The organism is Oricola sp., from assembly GCF_022763245.1.
Taxonomy (GTDB): domain Bacteria; phylum Pseudomonadota; class Alphaproteobacteria; order Rhizobiales; family Rhizobiaceae; genus Oricola.
In genome coordinates this window covers 1-26,478 of sequence record NZ_JALEGV010000008.1, presented here as the reverse complement: position 1 = coordinate 26,478, position 26,478 = coordinate 1, and the positions used below count along the sequence as shown (strand labels likewise).

The window sequence follows — 26,478 nt, the reverse complement described above, 5'->3', positions numbered from 1 at the left end:
GGTTTACTTGGCAAGGCTCTCCGCCTACATAGCGCGCGTTGTTCAACCACCCGCATTCGTAGGCGGGACTGGAAAAGGAGACCTGACCATGGCTGCGGCCGTTTCCCTGACATTTCCCGATGGTTCCGTAAAACAGTTCGACGCTGGCACGACCGGCCGCGACGTCGCGGAATCGATTTCCAAATCGCTCGCCAAGAAGGCTGTCGCCATCGCGCTCGACGGAAGTCTGCGCGATCTCGCCGACCCGGTGACCGACGGTGCGATCGAGATCGTCACGCGTGACGATCCGCGCGCGCTCGAACTGATCCGCCACGATGCGGCCCATGTGATGGCCGAGGCCGTGCAGGATCTCTGGCCCGGCACGCAGGTCACCATCGGTCCGGTGATCGAGAACGGGTTCTATTACGACTTCAAGCGCATTCATCCCGACACCCGCGAAGACTGGCCGTTCACGCCGGACGACCTGCCGGTGATCGAGAAGAAGATGCGCGAGATCATCGCCCGCAACGCGCCCTTCACCAAGGAACTTTGGAGCCGCGACAAGACCAAGGACGTCTTTGCCGACATGGGCGAGGCCTACAAGGTCGAGCTGGTGGACGCGATCCCCGAGGACCAGGACATCCGCATCTACAAGCAGGGCGACTGGTTCGATCTGTGCCGCGGACCGCACATGGACGCGACCGGCCGGATCGGCAGCGCGTTCAAGCTCATGAAGGTGGCCGGGGCCTATTGGCGCGGTGACGCGACCAAGCCGATGCTGACGCGCATCTACGGCACCGCCTGGGCAAACCAGAAGGAACTCGACGCCTATCTGCACATGCTGGAAGAGGCCGAGAAGCGCGACCACCGCCGCCTCGGCCGCGAGATGGACCTGTTCCATTTCCAGGAAGAGGGGCCGGGCGTCGTGTTCTGGCACGCCAAGGGCTGGCGCATGTTCCAGACGCTGCTCGCCTATATGCGTCGCCGCATCGAGGAAGATTATGACGAGGTGAACGCGCCGCAGGTGCTCGACAATGCGCTGTGGCAGACGTCGGGCCATTGGGGCTGGTACCGCGAGAACATGTTCGCGGTGACCTGCGCCGATGACGAGGCGGAGGATTCGCGCGTCTTCGCGCTGAAGCCAATGAATTGCCCCGGACACGTGCAGATCTTCAAGCATGGCCTGAAGTCGTACCGCGAACTGCCGATCCGTCTTGCCGAGTTCGGTTCGGTGCATCGCTACGAGCCGTCGGGCGCGCTGCACGGGCTGATGCGCGTGCGCGGCTTCACCCAGGACGACGCGCATGTGTTCTGCACCGAGGACCAGCTGGAGGCGGAAATCCTGAAGATCAACGATCTGATGATGTCGGTCTATGAGGATTTCGGGTTCCAGGAAGTCGTGGTCAAGCTGGCGACGCGTCCGGAAAAGCGCGTCGGCACCGACGCGATGTGGGACCACGCCGAGGAGATCCTGAAAAAGGCGCTTATCAAGATGGAGGCCGAATCGGGCGGTCGCATCAAGGCCGGTATCAACGAAGGCGAGGGCACGTTCTACGGTCCGAAGTTCGAATACACGCTGAAGGACGCCATCGGCCGTGACTGGCAGTGCGGAACGACCCAGGTCGATTTCAACCTGCCGGAGCGTTTCGGCGCGTTCTACATCGACAAGGATTCAGAGAAGAAGCAGCCGGTTATGGTGCACCGCGCCATTGTCGGTTCGCTCGAGCGTTTCCTCGGCATCCTGATCGAGAGCCAGGCCGGGCATTTCCCGCTCTGGTTCGCGCCGCTGCAGGTCGTGGTGGCAACGATCACGCAGGATGCCGACGAGTACGCCCAGCAGGTGGCCCGGCATCTCAAGGATGCTGGACTGCGTGTCGAGACGGACCTGCGCAACGAGAAGATCAACTACAAGGTGCGCGAGCACAGCCTTGCCAAGGTTCCGGTGATTCTTGTTTGCGGCCGTCGCGAAGCGGAGGAGGGCACCGTCAATGTGCGGCGTCTAGGCTCCCGCGACCAGGAATCGAAGACGCTGGACGAGATCACCACGTCGCTGGTCGACGAGGCGACGGCGCCGGACATCCGGCGCAAACGCACAGTGTGACGGTTCGGTGACGAAATGAACCAGGACCGGCGGCGCAAGCCGCCGGTTTTTGCTTGCAACTCGACTTCCAGATACCAGCTTTGTAGAAGGAATGCGGGTGGAGAAATCCTGCGGATGATGAGAACCGTCCGGTTTGCCGAACTGTCATATGCGCGTCCGGATGATCCGCCTTTCAAGCGGTGGGTCATACGCACGATCGAGAGTCTTTCGGGGCGCGAGCGCCTAGCGGACCTCTATGATTATTGGCGTCACGAGATCTTCGGAAAGAGCGACAGCGTCTTCACCGAGATGCTGAACCTGATCGAAGTGCAGCTCGAAGCCGACGGGCGATGGCCGCCGGAGTCCGTGCCCGATACGCCCATCGTCATGGTCGCCAACCACCCCTACGGGATCGGCGACGGGATCGCGTTTCTGGCGCTGGCCGAGAGGCTCGGACGGCCCTTTCGTGTCGTCATCAACAACGATCTCCTGAAGGTCCCGGAAATCCGGCCCTATTCGCTTCCCATCTCGTTCGAGGAGACGAAGGAGGCCGTCGCGCTCAACCTGCAGACGCGCAAGGAGGCCGTTCGGCTCTTGAAGGAAGGGGTCACGATCGTGATCTTTCCGGCTGGCGGTGTCGCGACTGCGCGCAAGGGGCTTGGCCGGGCGGAGGACCTGCCCTGGAAAATGTTCACGGCGCGGCTGATCCAGTCGGCCCAGGCTTCGGTGATTCCGGTCTATTTCGACGGGCAGAACGGGCGGCTCTTCCATCTGGTCAGCCAGTTTTCGCTGACGCTGCGCACGTCACTGCTGATTCGCGAATTCCAGCGCCTTTACGGAAAGCGGATCCGGGCCTGGATCGGTGAGACCATGACCTGGGAGCAACTGGCGGCGATCGACGACCGCAAAGTGTTGCTGGAACAGATCCACAGGGCGGTGTTTTCGCTGGATCCGTCGCCGCGGCGACGGCGGACGCCCGGTTACGTGACCGACCGTTACTGATTGAGCTGCTCGGCCGTCTCGGTATCGAGTTTGACCACGATGTCGTTGCCGGCCTGGATGTTGATCTCGCGCTGGAAGACCCGGCTCTTGTTCTTTGCGATCACCGTGTAGTCGCCGGCCGCGAGAATCATGGTCGGGAACGCGCCGACATTTTCAGTGATGATGTCGCCGGAGGCGCCGAGCACCGACCAGGCGGTGTCGGCGAGCGGGTAGCCGCCCTGGCCACGAACGAGGTTGAGGGTCACCTGGGCGGCGCGATGCTCGACCTTGGCCGTTGTCGTCTTGCCGGCTTCAACCTGGATGTCGGCGCGGATCGTGGCGTTCACTTCGCCGTAGTTGGAGACGATGTGATAGGTGCCGGCGTTCAGCCGCACGGTGCGGCCCGGGCTGACGTCGGGCAGGATCAGGCGGCGCTCGCCTTCGTCGTTCTGGTCGGCTTCGTAGATGTTGAAGCGCAGCTTCTCGTCGCGCATCGGAATGCCGCCGGGCAACACGCCTTCCAGCCGCAGCCCGCCGGCATTGAGCACCATGGTCTCATGGCGGGGTTCGTCGCCGAGCGTGATCCGCGTCGTCGCGCCGGCGCGGCCGAATGCTGCATGGACGAGATAGCTGCCGGGCGGGAGCTGAAGGCGCGTCGAGCCTCCCTTGGAAGAGGCGAGCAGCGGCAGCTTGCCCTCGGCGTCAGGTTCGGAGCCGAAGATGCGCCAGACCAGCCCGGTCGTGATGGCTTGTGATTCTTCGGTCAGAAGCGCGTCGAGGAAGAGATCGATCGGCGGACCGTCGCCGCTGAGGCTCGATCGCAAGGCCGCCGGCGCGTAATTGATGACGCCGGGCATGTCGATGATACCGGAGAACGGCGTTTCCTGGGCCTGGACGCCGGCCGCGGAGCAAGCCGCGAGGACTGCGGAAAGGAGACCCTGTCGGAGAAATGGGCGGCGCATCATGTCGATCGTGTGTTTCCTGCCCAGCGATGAACCCGAAGGCGCTGGATAATTCAACCCTCATGCGCCATATCGCGTGCGAACATTATCGAAAAATCGAGCATTTTCATGACCACTGCCAATCCCGTCGTTGAGTATTTGAAGACCCGCCAGTCCATTCCCCTGACCATGATGCAGGGACCGGGACCGAACGAGGAGGAGCTGGGCGCGATCCTGGAGATCGCGGCGCGCTCGCCCGATCACGGGCGGCTCGAGCCATGGCGCTTCATCGTCTATCGCGAGGTGGCCGGCCGGGCGATCGGCGAGAAGCTCGTCGCCCGTGCTCTCGAGATGAACGGCGAGATGCCGGAGGAGCAGGTCGAGCGCGAGCGCGGACGTCTGTTGCGGGCGCCGGTCGCGATCGGCGTGGTTTCGGTCACCAAGGCGCATGACAAGATCCCCGGCTGGGAGCAGTTTCTGAGCGCAGGCGCGGTCGCGATGAACCTCGTCCATGCAGCGAACGCGTACGGCTTTGCCGCCAATTGGGTGACCGGCTGGTACAGCGACGACGAGCGGGGCCGGGCGATCCTCGGGCTTGCCCCGGACGAGCGAATGGCCGGCATCGTTCACATCGGCAATTGCGACCGCACGATCCCCGAGCGTCCGCGCCCGGACGTCGCGTCGCTGACATCGGAATATGCCGGCGAGTTCGAGGGATAATCTTATGTTCTATGAACCGGGCGAAGGCCACGGCCTGCCGCACAACCCGTTCAAGGCGATCGTGGCACCGCGGCCGATCGGCTGGATTTCGACGCTGGCGGCGGACGGAACGGCCAATCTGGCTCCCTATTCGTTCTTCAATGCGGTGTGCGACCAGCCGCCGATCGTCATGTTTTCCTCTTCCGGCTACAAGGACAGTGTGCGCAACGCCGAGGCGACGGGGGAATTCGTCTGCAATTTCGTCGGCGAGGCGCAGGTCCAGGGGATGAGCCAGACGTCGTTTGCCTATGACAGCGACATCTCGGAATTCGAGAAGGCGGGACTCGAGGCGGCCGGATGCAATCTCGTGAAGCCGCCCCGGGTCGCCGACGCTCCGGCGGCGCTCGAATGCGTGGTGACCGATATTCGGCGGGTACAGGACCGCGCCGGTGGGGTGACCGGGAACTGGCTGGTCTTCGGCGAGGTCATCGGCGTTCACATTGACGACGCGATGCTGACCGACGGGCGATTCGATCTGGAAAAGGCGAAGCCGGTCACGCGTCTCGGCTATCTGGATTACGGTCTGACGCCGCCCATCATCGCGTTGGCGCGGCCCACCAACGGGTAGGCCGCGAAGTGCCAACAAACATGGTGAACGGATCGTAAACCATTTCCCAATAGCGTGTTTCGGGCAAGTCGTACCGGAGTCGCGCGCCATGATCGTTCAGCATTTTCTGAAATGGAGCCAGGCAGCCGACGTGTCCAAACGGGCGTCGGCGGCGGCGGCATTGGCGCGGGCCTATCTTTCCACCGAGATGGAATTCGACGAGCGCTGCGCAGCCGATGCCGCGCTCACGGTGATGCTCGACGATCCGTCGCCGAAAGTGAGGCTCGCGCTGGCAGAGGCGGTCGCGACGAGCCGGTTCGCGCCGGTGCAGATCGTCACGGCCCTGGCGGGCGACCAGTACGAAATCGCAAGCCTCATCATCGCGCGGTCGCCGCTCCTTCGCGACGGGGACCTGATCGCCCGCGTGGCGATCGCGGAACCGCGGATCCAGACGCTCATCGCGAACCGACCGGAGATTTCTTCAAACCTGGCGCTCGCTATCGTCGAGCACGGACATGCGGGAGCCGTGGCGGCGCTTCTCGACAATCACAATGCCGAGGTGACCGAGGCGGTTCGTGCGCGGATCGTGGAAACGCATCTGGGCGACGCGGGTGTTCGGGGCGCTTTGCTGCGCGATCCGGACCTGTCGCCGGTGCATCGCTTCAAGGTGCTCGAGGCTTCCAGGCAGGCGCTCGCGGCTTCGCCCTTTGTGGCGCGGCTTCTGGGCGAGGCGGGGGCGCAACGGGTCGGCGGGGACGCCGCGGCGAACGCGCTTGTTCTCTTGGCGTCCGGCCGGATCGACGACGGCGTGCATGAGCTGATCGGCGAGTTGCGGGCGAGCGGGGCGCTGACGACGCGGTTGCTGATCCGGGCCGTCTGTGCCGGCAAGATCGATTTCGTCGCCCGGGTTCTGGCGGACCTTTCCGGCCAGTCCTATGCCCGCGTGACCGCCATTCTTGTGGCCGAGCGGGAAAACCAGTTGCTCGCGCTTCTGGACGCGGCCGGGATCGCGCGGACGGTGCATGCGATGTTTTCCTCGGCGATCAGGATCTGGCGCGACGTCGCCAACGGCCGGCTGCAGATCGGGGCGCAGGAAGTCACCCGCATGGTGATGGAGGCCTTCGAGGCGGAGACGCTGGCACGGCCGCATCACGACAATGACGACGTGCTGGCGCTTTTGCGGGCGATCTATCTTGAGATGATGCGCCAGAACGCCCGCCGGCACGCGGCCGACCTCGCGGCTGCCTGAGTCATACACTTACCTCAGCGCAGGATCGGGATCTGCCGGCGCAGCTGCTTGACGGCTTTCCAGATCCGCTTGTTGTGCTTGACCGCGCGGACCAGGGCGCAGCGGATGCTCATGGCGGCTGCGATGAGGCGGCCGCGCGGGGTGAGCGGTATGACGGTGTCGTGGTGCAAGGTCTCGATTTCGCACCAGGCGCGCTTGAAGGGCTCGTCACCGACGCCGAAATCGAAAATGCCGATCCCGGATTCCGTCGCGTCGCAGATCGACAGGTGAAACAGCATGTCGCCCGGGCTGAGATGGCGGTATTCCGGATCGTAGCTGCTGAATTCGACCGTGATCCGGTCGTCGTGAATGGTGCAGGCATTGATCGCGATGACCTTGCCGTCGGCCTCCAGGCTCTTGAGCACATGGGTCGGCGGTTCGCGGCGGGTGCCTTGCGAGAACAGCTCCGCGAAGAAGGTCTTCACATGGGCGTCGGCGAAAACGTCGTGAATGCCGGCGGCCTTGAAGTGGCGGGACTTCAGGTCGAGGCAACGGGCGAGCGTTTCGGGAACCTCGTCGGCCGGAACGGCGCCGACGAAGCGATAGCCGCCGAGCCGCGCCAGTTCGCGCTCCTGGCTGCGGAACCGCTTGCGGCGGCGCTTGCCGGAATGGCGTGACAGCACGGCCTCGAAGCCGCCTTCCAGCGACAGGGACAGCGCCGGATTGGGGCTGATGCGCGAATGTTCGAAGACGAAGGGATTGGCGATGCCGCCATAGTCGGGCAGCTGGCGCTCCAGCACGATCGCGTCGCCATGCGCTTTCAGGGGCCGAAGCGCCCTGAGAATCGCCTGTTCGCCGGCAAGGGCCAGCGCCTGGATGTCGGCGGCGCGGCCGACCGGGAAATTGCCGTTCGCATGGCGCTCGCCGACATAGGCCAGGCCATGGCCCTTGACGAGTTCCAGCGGCAGCAGGACCGGGCCGCATCCGGCCGCGCGCAGCGTCACGAAGACCGGCATGTGCGGGGTGTGACGGAGCCATGCGCGCAGGAAGTCCGGATGCTGGTAGCCCGAGCACAGGACATCGGCGGGCAACCCGTCGATTTCGGCCAGCGCGGAGTCGCGATCGGTCGTCACCTTGACATCGACGGTCTCGGCGTGACGCTCGGAAACTGCAGACAGGGTTTCGGCCGATGCCGCCATCTCAACCATGTTTCAATCCTTTGGTGGCAGGGATTGCACGCATAGGTTTCGAAATCACTTCGTTGCCCCGATTTGTCAGGCTCTGAGTTCAGGATTGGATGGATGTCGGTTATCAAAACCTTAATGCGCAAGGCCTACATGCAAGGCGCCCGCTACAGCGGACTTTCGACCTTGCTGAGCCCGGTCCTGCGCGGGGTTGGGGCGATCCTGATGCTGCACCACGTTCGCCCGGACGAAGACGGCATCGGGCTGAACAAGCTGCTGCATGTCGATCCCGACTTTCTCGACCGGCTTCTCGACGACCTGAAATCGGAGATGCGCTTCGTCAGCATGGACGAGGCGGCCGACCGGCTGCGCCGCGGCCATTTCGACGAACGCTTCGTGGCGGTGACGCTCGACGACGGCTACCGGGACAATCTGGAGCATGCCGCGCCGGTGTTTCGCGCCCATGACGTTCCCTACATGATCTATGTCAGCCCGGGGCTCGTCGACGGCGAGGCGGATCTGTGGTGGGAATTGCTGGAGCAGATCGTCGAGGCCAATGACGAATTGGCTTTCGACACGGGCGAGGGGCGCCGGGTGTTCGACTGCGGCTCGGATCGCGAGAAGCATGCGACCTACGCCGCCCTGATGGAATACACCCGCCTGCAGATCGACGAGGACCGGCAGCGCGAGCTTACCCGCAACCTTTGCGCGACCTACGGCATCGACCGGGCGGCCCATGGCCGCGCGTCGCTGATGGACTGGGACGAGTTGCGCAGCCTTCGGGCCGACCCGCTGGCGAGCGTCGGCGCGCACACGGTGGGCCACTACCAGCTGCGCCGTCTGCCGGCCGAGCGCGCCCGCGACGAGGTGGCCCGCTCGCGCGACATGCTGGCCGAGAAGCTGGGCGAGCGGCCGCGGCATTTCGCCTATCCCTATGGCGACGATTGCGCCGTCGGGGCCGAGGAGGTGGGGATCGTGCGCGATCTCGGTTTCGAGACGGCGGTGACCACGCGCCACGGCCTGCTGATGCCCGGCCATGCCGAGGCGATGCAGGCGCTGCCGCGGGTTTCGGTCAACGGCCACTATCAGCAGGTCGGCTATATCGAGACCATGCTGAGCGGGATCACCGTGCCGGTCGCCAATGGCGGCCGCACCTTCGTCACGGTCTGATGCGATCAGCGCGGCTGCTTGGGCCGGCGCTCCATCCAGCTGATCACGGCCATGGCCGGCAGCACCCAGACCAGGCCCGAAATGGCGAAGAAGGCCAGGTGCACGTACCAGGGGCTTTCGGCCAGGCGATAGCTGGCGACCGTGGTCGCGATCAGGGCGTAGAACACGACCAGCGCGACGAGGATCACCATGCCGATGAATTTTCTCAGACGGTAGGGCATCGGGGTTCTCTTTTTCGACAGGCCGGCTATTTAGCATCACGACGCGACAAGCCAAGGCCGCGGATGCGGCATTCGGCCGCTTTTCACGAAGCGCGCGCGGCTTTATGTCTCCCGAAAACAGGCGGCACTGATGACGGACACCACACTCGACCCGGCGGCACCCGACCGGCCGGTCGCCCTCGACACCGAGATGCGCGAGATGCGCCACCGCGCGCAATTGCGCGTCTGGCTCTATGCGATGCTGCTCGTTCTGATCGCGCTGGTGGTCGTCGGCGGGGCGACGCGGCTGACCGATTCCGGCCTTTCGATCACCGAATGGAAGCCGATCCACGGCGCGATCCCGCCGCTGAACGCGGCCGAATGGGCCGAGGAGTTCGAGAAGTACCAGCAAATCCCGGAATATGAGCAGGTCAATCACGGCATGACGCTGGCCGAGTTCAAGGGCATCTTCTGGTGGGAATGGGCGCACCGGCTGCTGGCGCGGGGCGTCGGCCTCGTCTTCGCGCTGCCGCTCGCCTTCTTCTGGGCGACGGGACGGATCGACAGGCGGTTGAAACTGCCGCTTCTCGGCATTCTGGCGCTGGGCGGGTTCCAGGGTTTCATCGGCTGGTGGATGGTGTCGTCCGGCCTGGTCGAGCGGGTCGATGTCAGCCACTACCGGCTGGCCGTCCACTTGATCACGGCGAGCCTGATCTTCGCCAGCGTCATGTGGGTGGCGCGCGGGATCGCGCCGCATGCGGGCGACCTGAAGCCGACCGCGCACTCCGACCGATACGCCGCGATCCTCGTGCTGATCGTGCTGTTCCAGATCTATCTGGGCGCGCTGGTGGCGGGGCTCGATGCCGGGCTGGTGTTCAACGAATGGCCGACCATGGATCGCGGCTTCTTCCCGTCCTCCATGTGGGAGCCGGCGCTGGGCTGGCGCAATGTCTTCGACACGCCGGCGATCGTGCAGTTCGTGCATCGCACCTTCGCCTATGTCGTCTGGGTCGCGGTGCTGGCGCATGCGATCGCCTGCTGGCGCTGGGCGCCCGGTTCGACCCATGCGCGCCGCGCGGCGATCCTGTTCGGCCTCGTCACGCTGCAGGCGGTGTTCGGCATCATCACGCTCCTGACCTATGTGCCGCTCGGCTGGGCGCTGTTGCATCAGGCGACGGCGCTCGTGGTGCTCGGCTTCGCGGTCGCCCACTGGCGCGGCCTCGTCGGGCCGATGCCGCTGTCCGACGGCACGCCGCACCGGCTGACCCTGGTGGGCGAGCGGAACTGAGTTCTTCTCTTGTCCGGAGTGGCGCCCATGGGGCGCGGGCATGGGTGAGCGTTGCCGCGCCTCGGTGAAGGGCGGGCGGGGCAAGCCCGGTTCTGCGTCGCGCTCATGACGTGTCGTGGGGTTGCCAAGCGTAGAGCGCGAGGGCGTGGCACTCTTTCAGCACCTCTTCCACCGCGTTCTTCGGCCGGGCCTGCCAGCCGGGCGGACGGCCGGGGCGGATGGGGCGCCAGCGTTTCGGCCGGCGGGTTGCGCGATCCCGGCGCGCCTGCCAGCGGGCGAGGCGGGCCGCCTGGGCCTCCATATCCTGCAGGACCCGTTCCAGCGCCCTGATGCGGCGAACGAGGCCGGCGGCATTGACCGGCTGGCCGGGCCACAATTCGTCCTTGTCGATCGTCCAGGCGCCGTCGTCGCCGGGCTCCAGCCATGGCGCGCCGAACTGCCTGAGCGGATCGAAGAGGGGGAAGGCGGGCAGGGGCGCTTTGCGCGTCTCGGGCTTCGCCGCGGCGGTTTCCTTGCGTGTCGGGTTTGCTTCGCGCTCCCGGGCGGGCGTGACGGACAGCCGGCACGCGGCCATGACGATCAGCCGCCGGACCGCGAATTCGGCCGGCCGCAGGATGCCGAGGATGCGGCGATACAGGCCGCGCGGCAGCATGGTGACGACGCGCCCGGTGCGCAGCCCCGCCAGCATGAACAACCGCCCGACAATGACGAGCAAGTCTTCCCGGTTCCTGTCGATCGCGCGTGGCCAGTCCATCGCCGCTTCCCGTTGTTGCGCCGGGGATCAGGGTACCGGGCTGCGCGCCGGCGGTGGATGGACGGTTGAGGGAGAGGGCGGAAAAACAAGGGGTTGGCGGGAATGCATGACGAATTGATTCAACGTTTTCGAGGACAGGATCCGTCGAGTGTCACGCACGCCCTGTGTGACGAGCCGGCGCCGGGCCTTGGTGCCCGGGCGCCCGAAGCGGTCACCTGATGGTCACCTTCACGTTGGTCGTCTGGCCGGCGGTGATGTCGAACATGTCGGTGTCGAAGGTCTCGCCGCCGCTGATCAGGATGCGCAGGTGGTAGCGCCCCTCGGCCAGCGCGAGCGTGTGGGTGCCGCCGAGATTGTAATTGGCCGCGCGCTTGCCGTCGCTTTCGCGGACATAGTCGATGTTGAGCAGGCTCTTGCCCGTCTCGTTGGCGATTTCGTGGGCCAGCAGGCCGGCCTGCATGTCGAGCGTCGGCGTGGCGGTTTCGTTGCCCCTGACCGTCACCGGGAAGGTTCGCACGACAGAAATGGGCGGCCGGTTGTTGTAGTCGAGCAGGGCGCGGATCACGTAGTCGCCGGCGCGCAAGGCTTCGGGGTTGTTCTGCCCGCCGACCATGAAGGCCAGCCGACCCTTGCGGGCGTCGGCGTCGGCCTGCGTGCGGTAGACTTCGTAATCGATGCCCCTGGCGGGCGCGCCGCCGGCGCTCAGGACGGCCGTGGGCAGCAGGAAGCCGACGCGCATGTCGAATTCGTACCGCGTGACCTGACCGGCGACGATCTCGATATCGGCGGTCTCTGCGATGTCCTGATGCGTGGCGCGGACCTGGTAGCGCCCGGAGGGCAGATAGGTGTCGGCATCGGAGCTCGCCTGAACCGCGAGCGCTTCGCCCGCCGGTCCGTTTTCGCCGATTGCGAAGAATTCATAGTGGATCGGATCGGCCGCGACCGTCTTGTCGTCGGAGGCATAGGCGAACATGCGGGCGCTGCCGCCGTCGAGGTTGAAGGGTTCGGCCTGCTTGCCGTCGGCGCCGATCGTCAGCGTGCCGGTGCGCACCAGGGCGCTGGAACGGTAGCGCACGGTGACGTCGTAGCTGCCCGGCGCGAGCTGGGCGTCGGCCTGGTAGAAGATGCCGAGGCCGTCATGGAGGACGGTGTCGCCCTGCCTGACGATCCAGTGGCTGCCGCCGCTCGTCGCCTCGCAGGTCGCGCAGAGCTGCGTGTCGAGGATGAGGGTCGGCACCTTCGGGTCCGGTTGCGGCGTGGCCGGGACCGGCGCGGGCGCGGCGGCGACGGTGGCGCGCAGGGCCGTCAGCAATTCGCTGGCGGAGTTCGCCCGGTAGAACTGGCCGCCCGTCTCGGTGGCGATGCATTGCAGGGCGGCAAGCTCCTCGTCGGTCACGTCGAAGCCGATGACATGCACGTCGAAACCGGGATTGACGACCTCGAAGGAGCGCGCCTGGGCGCAAGGGTCGGCCTCGCAGGTTTCCAGCCCGTCGCTGACGAGCACGACGGAGGCGTTGTCGCCGGCATAGTAGCCGACGGTGGCCGCGGCGAGCAGCAGGGAATCGGAGATCGGCGTCTTGCCCTTGGGCGAGATGGACCGGACCTTCTCGATCAGGCTCGCGCGGTTGACCGGGCCGGGCAGGGCGACCACCTCGATGTCGCTGCAATCGTCCTTGCGGCGGTGGCCGTAGACCATCAGCCCCATGTCGACGTCGTCGTCCCAGGTGGTGATCAGGTCGGTCATGACCTCCTTGGCGATGGCGATCTTGGCCACGCCGTCGATCTGGCCCCACATGGAGTTGGAGCCGTCGAGCACCATCATGACGCGGGATTTGTCGGACTGGGCGGCGGCGGGGGCGGCGAAAGACAGAGCAAGGACGATGGCTGCGACGCAGCGGAAGACAAAACGGACCATGTGGGAAAATCTATGAAGTTGGGCCTATATCGCGGCCGGTTGAAACGTGCCGCGCAAGGACGCAACGAAAGCTGGTGATGAAAATGGGCGGGGCATGGCAAATCCACGTCGAGCTGCTTTTCGCGCACCAAACTAAATGGAAATCTCCTCCGATCAACTCATAATTGCGCGACGCTTACCTAAAGTTCGTCCCGTTGTGCCTTCCGGCGTCCTACATCGTGTAGCCGGGCTTCTTGTAGATGCGCTCGGGCTGCTCAACGATGTCGGGGATGTGGACGTCCTCGCGCCAGCGCGCCTGTTCGACCTCCTCGACGGCCACCGAGACGGATTTCTCCTGGTAGTCGAGCGTCTCCATCACCTGTCTGGCGATGGCCTCGGCGAGTTCCTTCTTCTGGGCGTCGGTCTTTCCGGGCCAGAGCTTGACGACGATGTGCGGCACTGTGTGTTTCCTTTTTCCGTGGTTCTTCGATGCGTTCGATCCCGGCACCGGCGGGCCGGCGTCGGGATCGTCGCGCTTTCTGTCGGCGGGCATCCTACAGGCTTCGTGCCGCGTGTGAACGACCCGGCTGCGGCCGTCACCAGGGCTGTCTGGCCGGACCGACGGTGAATTCGCTGACGGCGGTGTCTTCCGGCAGGTCGAGGGCGAAGGCGACGACGTCGGCGATGCGTTCCGGCGAAATGGCCATCGCGTCATAGAGGCCCTGCATGCCTGCCGCCGTCTGCTGGTCGGTGATCGTGTCGAGCAACTCGGTGGAGATGGCGGCCGGATAGAGGGTCGCGGTGCGGATGTTCGTGCCCTCCATGGCCGATTCCATGCGCAGGACCTCCATGAAGTTGCGCACGAACCACTTGGTGCCGCCATAGACCGACGCGCCCGGATAGTTCTTCAGGCCGGCGACCGACGACACCGCCAGGACGTAGCCCGACTTCTGCTCGGTGAAGGCGGGCATGACGGCCGCGACGCCGTTCAACACGCCCTTGATGTTGACGTCGATCATGCGGTTCCATTCGTCGGTCTTCAACGCGGAGACCGGGCTGCTCGGCATCAGGCCGGCATTGAGGAGGATGGCGTCTACGCTGCCATAGGTGTCCGTGGCGAGCTTGACTATGGCGTCGTTGTCGGAGGGATCGGTGACGTCCAGCGCCTGACAGACGGCCTTGCCGCCTTCGGCCCGGATGGCGTCGACGATCGCCTTCAGCCTGTCTTCGCGACGCGCGCCGAGGACGACGTTGGCGCCCCGGGCGGCAAGGCGTCTGGCGGTGGCTTCGCCGATGCCGGACGAGGCGCCGGTGATGATGACGGTCTTGTTGTCGATCATGATGTTCTGCTTTCCTGTTGTCTGTGGTGAGGGGCGGCGTCAGGCGCCGTATTGGGCGTCGGAGACCTTCTCCATCCAGTCGACGGCCTTGCCGTCACGGACTTCCTGGATGGCGGTGTGGGTCATGGCCGTGCCGGGCGCGGCGCCGTGCCAGTGCTTCTCGCCGGGCGGGAACCAGACGATGTCTCCGGGCCGGATCTCCTCGATCGGCCCGCCCCAGCGCTGCGCACGGCCGAGGCCAGCGGTGACGATCAGGGTCTGGCCAAGCGGGTGGGTGTGCCAAGCGGTCCTGGCGCCCGGCTCGAAGGTGACATTGGCGCCCTGGACCCGGTCCCGGTCGGCGCGGTTGAAGAGCATTTCGACCTGCACCGAGCCGGTGAACCAGTCGTCCGGTCCCGGGCCTTTGGGGTGATCGTCTGCGCGGACAATGTCCATGGCGATTGCCTTTCTTCTCGATTGCGTGTGCTGGAGATCTATGGGGCAATGCGCTATTCGATTAGTGGGCATAATTTGCATGAACTGTTGAGTGGTGTTCAGGAATGGCGCGTGACGAGCTGAGTGAGTTGAGAGCCTTCATCTGCGTGGCCGAGGAGCGCAGCTTCACCAGGGCGGCGGCGAAGCTGGCGGTTTCGGCGTCGGCGCTCAGCCACACCATACGCGGGCTGGAGGAGCGGCTCGGCCTGCGCCTCCTGACCCGGACGACGCGCAGCGTGGCGACCACCGAGGCGGGCGAGCGCCTGTATCAGTCCATCGCGCCGCATTTCGAGCAGATCCGAAGCGAGATCGACGCCCTGAGCGAATTGCGCGACAAGCCGGCGGGGACCGTGCGGGTGACGACGGCGGTGCATGCGATGGAGACGATCCTGCGCCCTCGGCTGGCGGCGTTCCTGCCGAAGTTTCCCGACATCCATGTTGAGGTGTCGATCGACAACGGTTTCGTCGACATCGTCGGAGAACGTTTCGACGCCGGCGTCCGGCTGGGGGAATCGGTCAGCAAGGACATGATCGCGGTGCGGATCGGGCCCGACTGGCGCTTCGTCGTGGTGGGTGCGCCGAACTATTTCACCCGGCACTCAGTGCCCGTGCATCCGGGCGAACTGACGAACCATCGATGCGTCAACCTGCGCCTGGCCTCGGCCGGCGGGCTCTATGCATGGGAATTCGAGAAGGAGGGCCGCGCGCTTGATGTCCGCGTCACGGGGCAGGCGACCTTCGACAGCATCGTGTCGGTGCTGCACGCCGCCGTCGACGGGTTGGGTCTGGCCTTCGTGCCCGAAGACCTGGCGCGCCCGCATATCGAGGCGGGGCAGTTGCTCATCGTGCTCGACGACTGGTGCCCGCCGATCCAGGGCTATCATCTCTACTACCCGAACCGCCGCCTGGCCTCGCCGGCCTTCGCCCGCTTCGTCGAGGCGATGCGGTATCGCGGGTGAGCGACACAGATGTGGCGCGGCCCGTGGCGGGCCGCGACCTTGGCTTTCCTAGGCCCCGATCATCAAATCCAGGTTCTGAACCGCCGCGCCGGAGGCGCCTTTGCCGAGATTGTCGTAGACGGCGATCAGGACGGCCTGGGCGCGGTCGTCGTTGGCGAAGACGTAGAGATTCATGCCGTCCGTGTCGTTGAGCGCCTCGGGCTGCAGGCCGGGCACGCGCTCGACCTTCTCGAAGGGGGCGACCTCGATGACGCTCGCGTCAAGCGACGCGTAGTGGTCGGCGATGGCCTCGTGGAGCTGCTTGCCGGTCGGGACGGTCGGCAGCGCGCCGAGCTGCAGCGGAACCATGGTGACCATGCCCTGCGCGAAATCGCCGACGACCGGGACCATGAGCGGGTCGCGCGACAGGAGGGCGTAGCGCTTCAGTTCCGGCAGGTGCTTGTGCGACAGCGTCAGCCCGTAGGGCAGGAATTCGGGCGCGGTTTCGCCCATCGCCTCGTAGTCGGCGATCATCGCCTTGCCGCCGCCGGAATAGCCGGTGATGCCGGTGAAGGTCACGGGGAAATCCGCCGGCACGAGGCCCGCCTTGACCAGCGGGCGCAGCGTCGCGATCGGGCCCTGCGGCCAGCAGCCGGGATTGGCGACGAATTGCGCGGCGCGGATGCTGGCTGCCTGGTCGCCGTCGAGTTCGGCCATGCCGTAGGTCCAGCCCTCGGCCGTCCGATGCGCCGTCGAGGCGTCGATGACGCGCGTGCCGGCGTCGCCGATCATGGCGACCGATTCACGCGCCGCGTCGTCCGGCAGGCACAGAATGGCGATGTCGGCCTCTTTCAGAAGCTCTTCGCGCAGCGACTGGTTGCGCCGTTCGGCCTCGGGGATCGACAGGACCTCGATGTCGTCGCGTCCCGCGATCCGCTGCCGGATCTGCAGGCCGGTGGTTCCGTGTTCGCCGTCGATGAAGAGTTTCGGTTTCATTGTCGCTTCGCTTCTTTGTTTTCGCTCACGCCGGTGCTCGCCGGCTATGCGGCTGCGGGCGAAAGCCCGGGCCGCGGTCGCGGCCTGTTGGAGGCCGGGCTGGTTGTTCCGGTATTCTCGCCATCGTCTTATCGTCGGGCGCGTTTCTCCGCCAGCAGGCCCAGGTAATGCTGCGCCACGGCCGCGCCTGCAATCGCCGTTATATCGGCGTGATCGTAGGCCGGCGCAACCTCCACGATGTCGGCGCCGACGATGTTCAGGTCGCCGAGCTGGCGCAGGACGGAGAGCATCTTCGCCGATGACGGGCCGCCGGCGACCGGGGTGCCAGTGCCGGGCGCGTAAGCCGGGTCGAGGCAATCGATGTCGAAGGTGACGTAGCAGGGCTTGTCGCCGACGCGCTTGCGGATGTCATTGGCGATCGCGGTCGCCGCCATCTCGTCGATCTGGTGGCCGTGCAGCATCTCGATGCCGCAATCCTCCGGCGCGTGGGTGCGGATGCCGATCTGGATCGAATGCGCCGGGTCGATGACGTCGTCGCGCACGGCCCGGATGACGAAGGAGCCGTGGTCGATGCGCCGGCCGTCGTCGAACCAGGTGTCCTGATGGGCGTCGAACTGGATCAGCGCCAGCTTGCCGTGGCGCGCCGCATGGGCCTTCAGGAGCGGCCAGGTGACGAAATGGTCGCCGCCCAGCGTGACGAGGAAGGCGCCGGAACGCAGGATCTTCGCCGCCTCGCGCTCGATCGTCGCCGGCGTCTTCTGGTGGTTGCCGTAGTCGAGCAGGCAGTCGCCGTAATCGATGACGGCGAGATGCTCGAACAGGTCGCGCTCGAAGGGGTATTGCGGATCATTGTCCATGATCGCGGAGGCGCGGCGGATCGCCTGCGGGCCGAAACGCGCGCCCGGCCGGTTGGAGACGGCCGCGTCGAAGGGGATGCCCCAGACGACAGCGTCGGCGCCGCGCAGCGTCTTGGTGTATTTGCGGCGCATGAAGGACAGCGCGCCGGCATGGGTCGGGTCTGAGGCCGCGCCGATGAGGCCGCGGGCGGTGAATGCGTGGTCGATCGTCTTGGATGGCATGGGTCGGCTCGTCCTCGGAATGCTGCTTGTGGTCGCCTTGCGCCGCGTCCGCGGCGAAATCGGGGCGGGCGGTCAGGCCTGTCGGACCATGGCGGACTGCGCCGGGGCCGACGGGCCGAGAATGCTTGAAAAGACCTTCGACATGCCGTCGAGGATGCGTTGCTTGAGCAGGCGCTCCTCCTTCTCCATGTCGGCCGGCAGGCCGGTTGCGGCAGCGCCCGCCGTCGCGGCCTGGCGCCTTGCGACGAGGCGGCTGATCGCTTCGGCGATCTCGGGCCGCTCCTTCAGAAGCGCCTCGAACTGCGCATGGGTGATCTCGTAGGCGACGACGCCGGTGGAGGCGGAGACCGTGGCGGAGCGCGGCGCGCCGGTCAGAAGCGACATTTCGCCGAAGATCTCGCCGGCGCTGATGTGGCCGACCTTCAGCGGTTTCTGGTCTTGTCCCTCGACATGCACGTCGAGCACGCCTTCCGCGACGACGAAGAGCGAGCTGCCGGCTTCGCCCTGGCGCACCAGCGCCTCGTCCGGCGCGTACTGGCGGATGCGGGCGTTCTGCGCCATTTCGGCGAGCTCGGGCTTCTTCAACGTCCCGGCGAAGAGCTCGATGCGCGACAGGATCTCCAGCCGGTCGTCCGTGCCGTCATGGTCGAGCTGCCGCTTGGGCCGCCGGTCGAGGAAGATGTCCTCCTTCGGCAGGGCGGGTGTCAGGCCGGCCAGATGAAGCTGCTTGAGGAGATGCGTCATCACCGCGTCGCGCAGGGCGGACGGCGAGCGCTCGTCGACCTTGCCCCAGAAGCGCACGAGGTAGCAGATGCCGCGTTCCTCCGGCTCGCCGACGAGGACGGTCGGCGCGGGCTGCTCCAGGATGCCCTTTTCCGAGGCCGCGGCCCGGGCACCGGCCAGAAGGATCCGGCGCGCGCGGTCGGCGGAGACGTCGAAATCGAGCACGATTTCCACCTGCAGGCGGGAGATGTGATCGGAATGGGCGAAATTGGTGACCGCCATCATGCCGAGCATGCCGTTGGGCACGACGACGACATTGTTGTTTTCGAGCTGCACGCGGCAGACGCGCCAGCCGATGCCGAGCATCTTGCCATATTGCTCGGTGGCGAAGTCCCTGTGATGCAGCGAGATCCAGTCGCCCTCGCGGATCGAGCCGTCGAGATTGAGGGCGATGCCGGTGAAGACGTCCTGGATCATGTTGCGCAGCGCCAGGCCGAGGACGATGCCGACCGCGCCCGACGTCGCCCAGATGGCGGTGACGTCCTTCTGGAAGACGAAGGAGATCACGCAGGTCACGGCGATGACCAGGATGATCAGCGCGACGGTGGTCTTGAGAAGCTGCGGCACGGGATGGCGCGCCAGGCGAGCGACGACGCCGTTCCAGAAGAACTTCTCCAGCGCCGAGATGACCAGGAACGCCCCGGCGATCCAGACAAGGCTTTGAAGGATGAGCGCGAATGCCGCCGCGGTGCCCTGCGACGTCTCCGCGAAGAGGGCGGAGGAGATCCGGTTTTCGTTCAAAGCCGCAAGCGCCACGACGACGAATATGGCGGCACGCACAAGGAGGCCCGTCATGAGTGCACTCACACACCAGAACGCCGCCGGAGGCAAGCCCGTTTTCCTGGCGTCGTTGCATCGGAGGGCGGCCGGAAACCGGGGTTCGGCCGGGATCGGCGGCGATCAATCGGGTTCGTCGGCGACGCGCGGCATGTCGTCATGCGGGGTGACGGTCTGGCGTTCGATCATGCGATGCACGCGCAACGGCGTCGGGCCCTTGTGCAGCGCCAGAAGCCGTTCCGTCACCTCGGCGTCGGACTTGGTGCGGCGCTGGTTGTGGCGGATGTACTCGACCCATGTCGGCACGTGATAGGTCTCGGTCCAGACGTCCGGGTTTTCCAGATCGCGCAGCAGCGTCCATTGCTGGGCGCCGTCGCGGATGCGGATGCGGCGGCGCAGCGTCATCAGTCCGAGGAACTCCTGCACGTCCTTCTGGGCGACCTCGTAATCGACCATGATCATGATCGGGCCGCTTCGCTGGGTGAGGTCGAGGCGCAGCGGCGGCGCGGCGAAGCGGTTGAGCGGATCGAGATTGAGCTGGGCGAAATCGGGCAGCGGCAGGCGCAGGCCGATGGCGGCGCCCAAGAGCAGGGTGAGTGCGGCGCCGGTGAGCGCGCCGTTCGTGCCGATCGATTCCGACATGGCGCCCCACAGCCAGCTTCCCGCCGCCATGCCGCCGAAGATGCCGGTCTGGTAGAGCGCCAGCGTGCGCCCGACGACCCAGCGCGGCGTCGACATCTGCATGGTGACGTTGAAGAGCGACAGGGTGACGATCCAGCAGACGCCCGCCAGCACGAGCGCGGCCGCCGACAGGACCGCCCAGGGGCTGACCGCCAGGATGAAGCTGCTCACCGCGAAGCCGAGGAAGCCGATGCGGGTGATGGTCTCGTTGTGGAGGCGGGCGCGCAACTCGGCGTTGGCGAAGGCGCCGACGACCGCGCCGATGCCGAAACAGCCGAGCAGGGTGCCGAAGACGAAGGCGTTGCCCTGGAGGTTGTCGCGCACGACGATCGGAAGCAGCGCCTGCAGGGCGACGGCGGCGACGCCGAAGATGAAGCCGCGCATGATCACCTTGGCGAGGTTCGGCGACATGGCGACGTAGCGCAGGCCCGCCTGGAAGGCGATGCCGAAGGGCTCGCGCGGCAGGTTTCGCGGCGTCTGCGCCGGCTGCCAGCGATAGAGCGCGGCGATGATGGCGACGTAGCTCGCCATGTTGACGGCGAAGGCGGCGGCCGCGCCGGCGATGGCGACGATGGCGCCGCCGATGGCCGGCCCGACGCTGCGCATGGCGTTGAAGCCCATGCCGTTCAGCGAGACGGCGGCCGGCACCTCCTCGCGGCTGACGATGTCGCCGACGGAGGCCTGCCAGGACGGGTTGTGAAGCGCGGTGCCGCAGCCGAGCAGGAAGGTCAGGCCGAGCAGCAGCCAGGGCGACAGGAGCGTCTCGAAGGCGAGGAAAGTGAGCACGATCGAGACGAGGAACATGAAGCCCTGGGCGACGAGCATCACGGTGCGGCGGTCGAAATTGTCGGCGAAGACGCCGGCGATCAGCGAGAAGACCATGATCGGCAGCGTCACCGAGGTCTGTACCAGGGCGACCATGCTTTCCGAGGCGGTGAGTTCCGTCATCATCCAGGCGGCGCCGACCGACTGGACCAGCGTGCCGAAATTCGACGCCAGGGTCGCCGTCCAGAGCATGCGGAACGTCTGGTTGCGGAGCACTCCCGTGAGGGAATCCGCCTTCGGCATGGTGTCCTCCTCCTGAGGCCCGTCGAGTCAGGCCGACACTCGTTCTACGCCAAATGGACGGAAAGCACAGGGGAATTTACGCGGCGCGATGCCGGCTGTCGCGGGATGCGCCTGCCCGCGTGTCCGAACGGAAACGACGCCGCGCCCGGCGGCCGAGGCGTGACATTCGCAAGGCGAGCAAGTATCGGTTTCGTTCACATCGAAGGTATTCCGGACTGCCCAACCGACGACGGCAGGCTGGCCCCGCGCCATGACTTGCTCGCCACAAAAGGCCGCTTCATGAATTCTCGCTTCCCGGACTTCGAAGCTATCCGTGGCATCTGGGTGCGCGACCGGGCCGTTTTCCTTGCCTGCTATCTGCTGACGCTCGTCATCTACAGCTACTTCGTCACCGACGTGCTGTTCGCCAACCACACGCTGCCGAACGCCTGGATCTACGACTATCCCTCGGTGAAGACGACGTTCGAGGGGCGGTGGTTCGCCGACATCCTGATCCGCGTGTTCGGCGGCGCCGGCATCCAACCTCTCGCGATGCTGCTGGGGGCGGCCATCCAGGCGGCAAACGGCATCGTCTTCGCGCATTTGCTGGGCATCAAGAGCCGCCGCGACACGTTCCTGGTCACCGCCTTCCTGTGCCTGCATCCGGCCTTCCTCGATTATTATTCGTTCACGGGCGACCACATCCATTTCACGGCCGGCGACACGATGGCGCTCCTGGGCGTCGTCGTCCTGCGCCGCAGCGGGCGGGTGATGCCGGTCGTCGTGGCCGGACTGCTGTTCATGCTCGGTCTGGCCGCCTACCAGCCGAAGATCGCCCTGGTGGCGCTGCTGCTGGCATTCTCGGTGCTGCTGGCGGCAAGCGAGAAGGACCGGTCGTTCGCCTCGATGGTCGAGATTGTCGCCAAGGCCGCGGCGGCCTTCCTGCTCGGTGTCGGGTTTTACCTGGCGACGTCGGCGCATGTGATCGGAGCAGACAGCCTCGGCCGGACCGACGTGAACGGCCTTCCGGAGATCTGGGCGCAGGCGGTGATGTCCTATCCGAGGCTCTATGCGGCGCTGACCGTTCACGTGGACTACATGCCGGCGGCGCTGGCGTGGCTGCCCGGGGTTCTGGTGATCGCTGGCGCGCTCTTCGTCCCTGCTGCGGCTGTCCGGAACGGCGCCGCCATGGCGGGCCTTGTCGTCCTCGTGCTGGCGGTGCTGCCGCCGCTCGTCTTCCTGTCGAGCGTGCTGAACGACAACACCTGGACGGCCGCCGGGCGGGTCAACACGCCCCAGGCCTATTACGTGCTCTTCTTTGCGGGGATCTTGCTCCTGAAGTCGTCCGTGCTGCGCATTCCGGTGGCGATTTCGCTCGCGCTGATGACGTATTTCTTCGCGCTGGTGGGGGCGCAGGAGAACAACGCAGCGGCCTTGAAGAGCATCTACGACGTCAACCGCGTCAATCGCATCGTCGCCCGGGTCGAGCCGCTGTTGTCCGACGAGATTATGCCGATCGCGGTGTTCGGCCACATGCCTCGCAGCGGCGGGGGCCGCTATCGGCAGTTCCCGAACGAATATTTCAGGCCGCATATCGCTTCCGAGATGTTCGTCGAGTACCGGCAGGTCGAGATCCTGAACTTCTTCCTCGGGCGCGAGGCGTTCGTCGCGCCAACACCGAAGGAGCTGCAGGCGGCGCGGGCCGGACTGGAAGGGCGCAAGCCCTGGCCGGACCCGAGTTCCGTCTTCGTCCAAGACGGGGTCGTCGTGGTCCTGCTCGAGCCGGAACGGGCCGACATGCCCGTCACCTGGGCGCATGAGCGGTAACATCCGGCGGCGCGCCTTCCTGAACGGGGACTGGTCGCAAGCCCCGTTGAACAGATGAAGCAGGCCGGCCGGCCGATTTGTGCCTGGGAAGCTCAAAGGACAGGGGCGCGATCGACTTTGCGTATTCCTTGACAACCCAACGTAACCCTCCAACAGTGATCGCGGTCTGGGGATTTCATCGGGGGTGGGCCGGCATGTCTGTTCGGGAATATTTGGGAGCAGGCGTTCTTGCCGCTCTCGTGACGCAGCTTTGCCTTTGTTCGCTCATCTTGACCGCGGCCGCGCAGACGGCCGAGGAGGAGCAGTGTTTCTATGCGATCGACGGGAAGGTCGCCTGGAACCGGTCCGGCGCGGTCATCTGGAACCCGCAGAATATCCGAAACCTCTGTCAGGGCGTGAAGCAGGTCCAGGCGCGGATCAGCTGTTTCCAGGCGGGCATCGCGCAGCACGGCGAATGGATGCAGGCGCTGGAAGATTGCAAGGGCGTCGGCACCGAAGTCGCCCAACAGCAGACGCCGCCAGCGCCGAACCCGCCCGCTCCAACTCCGCCTGCGCCCACGCCTCCTGCACCTGCACCTGCGCCAACGCCGCCCGCGCCTCCGCAGACGGCGCAGACGCAGAACAACAACCCCGGGGCCAGCCCGTACGACAATCAGAGTTCGCCGCAGGCGGGCGCCAGCGCTTCGGAATTCGGGCCGTGTCACACCTGCATCTACGTGATGGAGCGGATCAAGAAGGGCACCAACATGCAGGTCGCGGAGATATGCAACGATCTCTATGTGCGTCATCCCGGTTCGTACGGGCTGTGCAACGATGCCGTGAACGCGCTCGCCTTGAACCAGGAGAGTGTCCGCTACTGGCTGTTCGAGGGCTGCTACAAATACGAGGTTTACGGAGCCAAGGGATGGATCAAGCCATGCCCGTCTCACGTGGCGTGCGCGGCCTTGAAACAGATCAACCGGCAGCCGTTCTGCCAACCCCTGCCGCTCGAAAACCCCTACCTTTTCGGGAACTGAGGCAGATCTCGCGCACTGCTGTTCAGCGGCCGCGGCCGCGGCGAGACTGACGCACCCGGGGAATGTCTTGCGAGCTTGATCAATGAAAAAGACCCGAGCGCGTGAAGGGCTCGGGTCTCTTTTCGGTCACGGCCGATCGCGATCGGCGACGAAGGCAGGCGCCGTCGAACCGACGGCGCCCCTTGTCGTCAGGGCTGGCGAGAACAGTTGTTGATCGCCTCGGCCCAACCCTGGGCGCCGACATTCTGCTTGAAGCAGTTGACGCGTCCGGCGGCGTTTGACGTTCCGGCACACAGGTTGAGCGCATTGGCCCAGGCCCACTGCGTGCCGCCACCCCAGTCGACGCCGCCGAACATGACCTGCTGGAAGCAGGTGACGGGTTCGACATTGGGGCTCGCGCCGCAGAGCGCGTCGATGTTGGCCGGGTTCCAGACATTGTTGCCGTTGTAGTCGTAGGCGACCTTGCCATCGACGGAGTCCCGGCAGGCGGCCGTCATGGGCGCGTTCGGCTGCGCCGGTGCGGCGGGCGCCGACGGTGCGGCCGGAGCGACCACGCCGAAGCGGCCGCCGCCGGCGCCTTCGACAACCCAGCCCTGGCTCTTCCAGTAGGGCAGGTAGCTGGTGCGCAGCTGGTTCGCATCCTGCTGGCGCAGATAGGCGAACCATTCGGTTTCCAGTTCCTGCGTGCCGACCTGGATGATCTCCTCGCCCCGCCTCAGCGGGATTTCCAGAAACGACCCGGCATTGGAGACGGGCGTGATCCGGCCGCCGATCTTGCGGACCAGGAACTGCCGGCTTCCGTCAGACGCCTTGATCAGTTCGTCGCGATAGGGGACCTCGAAGGTCGTCTTGCGGAAGACGAAGGTGTTGCCGGGCGCGGTGTAGCTCCAGTCATAAGTCGACTCGCTCATGTTCTGGGTGGATTCGCTGCGCGCCTTCGCGACGATGTTCTCCCAGGAGGTCGACACTTCGGCGCCGAACGTGCCAGCGACCGTTTCCGGGCTTTCCCAGGTGACGGAAGCGCCCATGCCGACGCTCTGCACGTCCTCCTTGGAGACCTGAACCTCCTTCACGGTGGACCAGGTTTCCTGGAAGTTCATCACGGTCTGCTGGGTGGGGCCGCGGACGTCGGCGTAGTTGACGATGGTCAGATATTCCGGGTTGTAGCTGACCTCGCCCGACGGCAGCAGCTCGACGCGCGGCTCGACGATCTTCGTCGCGTTGGCGTATTTCACGTCGCCTCCGCCCTCGACCCAGTCATTGATGATGAATTCGGACCAGCCGTCGGCGACGGTGACGTTGTCGCAGGTCGCATCCCGGTAGACGCGCACGAACGCGACATACCAGTCATCGGCGAGGCCGGACGTGCCGTCGATCGCGATGCGGGTGATGACGCCGATATCGGATGTCGCGATCGGCGTGGGTTCGTATTCGTTTCGCTCGGAATCACCCTGCAGGCGGTAGGGACGCGACTTACCGGTTCGGCCGTAGAGCGTGATGTCGAACGTGTTGTCGGTTCCGCCACGGGTGACGTCGCCGGTCTTGGCCATGACGCAGTAATTGACGATCGACTGCGCCTGCGCCCCGTCCGTCGCCGACACGAGTCCGGTCGTCGCCGCGCCGGCAAGCAGCAGGCCTGCCATGAGGCAACCACGCCAACTTCGGGACATCTTCCCGGTCTCGGGTTTCGCATCTCTTTTCATCATCGGACCTATCCTCACAAATTTAAGTCGTGTTTGATCGTGCTTGCCCCTGCGAGACCGGAGAAATCGCCGGTCGTTCTGCCTGTTGCCTTTCGTTCGGCTCCTTTCTGTCCAGCCTCACAAGACGACCCGTCCCGACGTCGTCCCGGTCAGCACGACGCGCCGCGGACAGGCTCGTCCGGCCGGCGCCCCTGCGAGAAAATCCCTTCTATTGCCCAACCAAGCGCGCACATAGGCTGGTAAAGTAAGCCGCCGCATTGGCGGCGCCCGGCACCGTCACGACCGGCGAATCCGCGATGCCGAAGGTGACGGTGGTTGCCGTCTGCAGCACCTTCCAGACCGGATCGTCGACGCCGAGATGCAGTTGGACATCGACGCTGCCTTCGAAGAGGCCGGCGACCTTGCCCAGGCGCGTGGCCGCCTGTCCGTCGAAGACGAGATTGACCACGACGTCCTGACCCAGCGCGGCGCCGGCGGGTGCGGCGAGCAGCAGGTTGAGCTGGAAGTTGCGGCTGAGCGACGGATTGCAGCTGGCCACGGCGGCGATGGCGTCCGTTTCGGGGATGCCGTAGGTGAGCGACCGCGTCACATCGAGCCCCTGCGTGTAGGTGGCCGTGAACCAGAGCTCGCCATTCGCGTTCGGCGGCGTGTGGACCTCGCCGGGCGCGACGCCGAAGACGTCTCCCGCACCGGCCTGCGTGCCCTGGGCAGGCGGCTGCATCGGCTGCGGCGGCTGCATGGGCTGGATCTGGCCGGATTGGCCCTGGCTCGGCGCGGCGGGCGTCGGTTGCATCGGCGCGGGCTGGCCGGGG

Annotated in this window: 24 protein-coding genes; 10 read left to right on the top strand and 14 right to left on the bottom strand. The window is 65.9% G+C overall.

Going from position 1 to position 26,478, the window contains the following annotated elements; all coding sequences use genetic code 11:
- Positions 1-88: 88 nt before the first annotated feature.
- Both thrS and MRY80_RS01770 read left to right on the top strand, forming a co-directional pair.
- Positions 89-2,080 carry a threonine--tRNA ligase gene (gene thrS, locus MRY80_RS01775; protein WP_293287324.1) on the top strand — a complete coding sequence of 664 codons (1,992 nt, stop codon included), beginning with the start codon at positions 89-91 and terminating at the stop codon, positions 2,078-2,080.
- 117 nt (positions 2,081-2,197) lie between these two features.
- Positions 2,198-3,061, top strand: a complete 864-nt coding sequence (locus MRY80_RS01770) for a lysophospholipid acyltransferase family protein (protein ID WP_293287499.1) — start codon at positions 2,198-2,200, stop codon at positions 3,059-3,061.
- On the opposite strand, the gene MRY80_RS01765 is transcribed toward MRY80_RS01770, so the two are convergent.
- Positions 3,055-3,897: a hypothetical protein gene (locus MRY80_RS01765; protein WP_293287322.1), complete on the bottom strand. Its 843-nt coding sequence runs from the start codon at positions 3,895-3,897 to the stop codon at positions 3,055-3,057. The genes MRY80_RS01770 and MRY80_RS01765 overlap by 7 nt on opposite strands.
- Positions 3,898-4,110: 213 nt before the next feature.
- Between MRY80_RS01765 and MRY80_RS01760 the strand changes: the two genes are divergently transcribed.
- The 3 genes from MRY80_RS01760 to MRY80_RS01750 all read left to right on the top strand — a co-directional run bounded on the left by MRY80_RS01760 (position 4,111) and on the right by MRY80_RS01750 (position 6,536).
- Positions 4,111-4,701 (top strand): nitroreductase, encoded by a 591-nt coding sequence (locus tag MRY80_RS01760; RefSeq protein WP_293287320.1) that lies wholly within the window; start codon positions 4,111-4,113, stop codon positions 4,699-4,701.
- A 4-nt stretch (positions 4,702-4,705) separates the two neighbouring features.
- The gene (locus MRY80_RS01755; RefSeq protein WP_293287318.1) at positions 4,706-5,308 is read left to right on the top strand and encodes a flavin reductase family protein; all 603 of its coding nucleotides are present in this window, start codon (positions 4,706-4,708) and stop codon (positions 5,306-5,308) included.
- Between the two features lie 88 nt (positions 5,309-5,396).
- Positions 5,397-6,536 carry a DUF2336 domain-containing protein gene (locus MRY80_RS01750; RefSeq protein ID WP_293287316.1) on the top strand — a complete coding sequence of 380 codons (1,140 nt, stop codon included), beginning with the start codon at positions 5,397-5,399 and terminating at the stop codon, positions 6,534-6,536.
- Positions 6,537-6,550: 14 nt separating this feature from the next.
- Here MRY80_RS01750 and MRY80_RS01745 read toward each other — a convergent pair whose 3' ends face one another.
- The gene (locus MRY80_RS01745; protein ID WP_293287314.1) at positions 6,551-7,723 is read right to left on the bottom strand and encodes a GNAT family N-acetyltransferase; all 1,173 of its coding nucleotides are present in this window, start codon (positions 7,721-7,723) and stop codon (positions 6,551-6,553) included.
- A gap of 93 nt (positions 7,724-7,816) precedes the next feature.
- On the opposite strand from MRY80_RS01745, the gene MRY80_RS01740 reads away from it, so the two are divergent.
- Entirely contained in the window at positions 7,817-8,869 is a 1,053-nt protein-coding gene (locus MRY80_RS01740; protein ID WP_293287312.1) for a polysaccharide deacetylase family protein, read from the top strand.
- A gap of 5 nt (positions 8,870-8,874) precedes the next feature.
- Here the strand turns inward: MRY80_RS01740 and MRY80_RS01735 are convergent, their stop codons facing one another.
- Positions 8,875-9,090, bottom strand: a complete 216-nt coding sequence (locus MRY80_RS01735; protein WP_293287310.1) for a DUF2842 domain-containing protein — start codon at positions 9,088-9,090, stop codon at positions 8,875-8,877.
- A gap of 190 nt (positions 9,091-9,280) precedes the next feature.
- Between MRY80_RS01735 and MRY80_RS01730 the strand changes: the two genes are divergently transcribed.
- On the top strand, positions 9,281-10,357 hold the full coding sequence (locus tag MRY80_RS01730; RefSeq protein WP_293287496.1) for a COX15/CtaA family protein: 1,077 nt from the start codon (positions 9,281-9,283) through the stop codon (positions 10,355-10,357).
- 103 nt (positions 10,358-10,460) lie between these two features.
- Here MRY80_RS01730 and MRY80_RS01725 read toward each other — a convergent pair whose 3' ends face one another.
- The 5 genes from MRY80_RS01725 to MRY80_RS01705 all read right to left on the bottom strand — a co-directional run bounded on the left by MRY80_RS01725 (position 10,461) and on the right by MRY80_RS01705 (position 14,780).
- Positions 10,461-11,111 (bottom strand): hypothetical protein, encoded by a 651-nt coding sequence (locus tag MRY80_RS01725; RefSeq protein ID WP_293287308.1) that lies wholly within the window; start codon positions 11,109-11,111, stop codon positions 10,461-10,463.
- A 211-nt stretch (positions 11,112-11,322) separates the two neighbouring features.
- The gene (locus MRY80_RS01720) at positions 11,323-13,026 is read right to left on the bottom strand and encodes a VWA domain-containing protein (protein ID WP_293287306.1); all 1,704 of its coding nucleotides are present in this window, start codon (positions 13,024-13,026) and stop codon (positions 11,323-11,325) included.
- A 211-nt stretch (positions 13,027-13,237) separates the two neighbouring features.
- Positions 13,238-13,558 carry a tautomerase family protein gene (locus tag MRY80_RS01715; RefSeq protein WP_293287304.1) on the bottom strand — a complete coding sequence of 107 codons (321 nt, stop codon included), beginning with the start codon at positions 13,556-13,558 and terminating at the stop codon, positions 13,238-13,240.
- 43 nt (positions 13,559-13,601) lie between these two features.
- Positions 13,602-14,345: an SDR family oxidoreductase gene (locus MRY80_RS01710; protein WP_293287302.1), complete on the bottom strand. Its 744-nt coding sequence runs from the start codon at positions 14,343-14,345 to the stop codon at positions 13,602-13,604.
- 39 nt (positions 14,346-14,384) lie between these two features.
- Complete coding sequence (locus tag MRY80_RS01705; protein WP_293287300.1) at positions 14,385-14,780, bottom strand: cupin domain-containing protein; 396 nt, start codon at positions 14,778-14,780, stop codon at positions 14,385-14,387.
- Between the two features lie 104 nt (positions 14,781-14,884).
- On the opposite strand from MRY80_RS01705, the gene MRY80_RS01700 reads away from it, so the two are divergent.
- Positions 14,885-15,778, top strand: coding sequence for a LysR family transcriptional regulator (locus tag MRY80_RS01700; protein ID WP_293287298.1), 894 nt, complete (start codon positions 14,885-14,887; stop codon positions 15,776-15,778).
- A 48-nt stretch (positions 15,779-15,826) separates the two neighbouring features.
- Here the strand turns inward: MRY80_RS01700 and argC are convergent, their stop codons facing one another.
- The 4 genes from argC to MRY80_RS01680 form a co-directional block, all read right to left on the bottom strand.
- Complete coding sequence (gene argC / locus MRY80_RS01695; protein WP_293287296.1) at positions 15,827-16,753, bottom strand: N-acetyl-gamma-glutamyl-phosphate reductase; 927 nt, start codon at positions 16,751-16,753, stop codon at positions 15,827-15,829.
- A gap of 128 nt (positions 16,754-16,881) precedes the next feature.
- Positions 16,882-17,832 carry an agmatinase gene (speB, locus tag MRY80_RS01690; protein ID WP_293287294.1) on the bottom strand — a complete coding sequence of 317 codons (951 nt, stop codon included), beginning with the start codon at positions 17,830-17,832 and terminating at the stop codon, positions 16,882-16,884.
- A gap of 72 nt (positions 17,833-17,904) precedes the next feature.
- On the bottom strand, positions 17,905-19,410 hold the full coding sequence (locus tag MRY80_RS01685) for a mechanosensitive ion channel family protein (RefSeq protein ID WP_293287292.1): 1,506 nt from the start codon (positions 19,408-19,410) through the stop codon (positions 17,905-17,907).
- Positions 19,411-19,515: 105 nt separating this feature from the next.
- A complete protein-coding gene (locus tag MRY80_RS01680; RefSeq protein WP_293287290.1) occupies positions 19,516-21,141 on the bottom strand; it encodes an MFS transporter in 1,626 nt (541 codons plus the stop codon).
- A gap of 279 nt (positions 21,142-21,420) precedes the next feature.
- Between MRY80_RS01680 and MRY80_RS01675 the strand changes: the two genes are divergently transcribed.
- On the top strand, positions 21,421-22,947 hold the full coding sequence (locus tag MRY80_RS01675; RefSeq protein WP_293287288.1) for a glucosyltransferase domain-containing protein: 1,527 nt from the start codon (positions 21,421-21,423) through the stop codon (positions 22,945-22,947).
- A gap of 194 nt (positions 22,948-23,141) precedes the next feature.
- Entirely contained in the window at positions 23,142-23,963 is an 822-nt protein-coding gene (locus tag MRY80_RS01670; RefSeq protein WP_293287286.1) for a hypothetical protein, read from the top strand.
- Between the two features lie 188 nt (positions 23,964-24,151).
- Here the strand turns inward: MRY80_RS01670 and MRY80_RS01665 are convergent, their stop codons facing one another.
- Both MRY80_RS01665 and MRY80_RS01660 read right to left on the bottom strand, forming a co-directional pair.
- On the bottom strand, positions 24,152-25,606 hold the full coding sequence (locus tag MRY80_RS01665) for a PLAT/LH2 domain-containing protein (protein WP_293287284.1): 1,455 nt from the start codon (positions 25,604-25,606) through the stop codon (positions 24,152-24,154).
- 268 nt (positions 25,607-25,874) lie between these two features.
- The coding region (locus MRY80_RS01660) for a hypothetical protein (protein WP_293287282.1) at positions 25,875-26,478 on the bottom strand (604 nt) is incomplete at its 5' end.